The organism is Mesorhizobium sp. M2C.T.Ca.TU.002.02.1.1 (genome assembly GCF_003997225.1).
Genome location: NZ_RZTO01001547.1, coordinates 1 through 424, shown reverse-complemented (window position 1 = coordinate 424; position 424 = coordinate 1). Strand labels below are relative to the sequence as shown.

The following is a 424-nucleotide window of genomic DNA, read 5'->3' as shown; positions in this document are numbered from 1 at the left end:
CCGCCATTGCGAAACTCTGATGCGGCAATGCCGTAGCGCTTGAGTTTGTCATAAAAGGTCTTGCGCGGTACGCCGAGCGCATCGATGGCGCCGCGCACCTCGCCACTATGGTCGCGCAGCGCGTCGCGGATGAGCTGTGCTTCGTATTGGCCGACCCGTTCGGGCAATGCTGCCGTAGGCTCCGGCGAATGCGCGGAGACCGCCCTCGTCCCATCTTCCGGACCGAGGCCGAGCGCAACACGGTCGGCAAAATGGGCAAGCTCGCGCACATTGCCTGGCCAGTCATGCGACTGGAGATGATCGCTGACCGCAGCGTTCATCTTCGCGACAGGCCGGCCGAACCGTTCTGCCGCCTTGCCCAGGAAATGCCCAAACAGCATCGGGATATCGCCGCGACGCTCGCGCAGCGGCGGGATGCGCAGCG

At 64.9% G+C, this 424-nt stretch carries 1 protein-coding gene; it reads right to left on the bottom strand.

Annotated elements, in window-relative coordinates:
- On the bottom strand, nucleotides 1-424 hold a 424-nt coding region (locus EOD07_RS37215), incomplete at both ends, for a helix-turn-helix domain-containing protein (protein ID WP_281059129.1).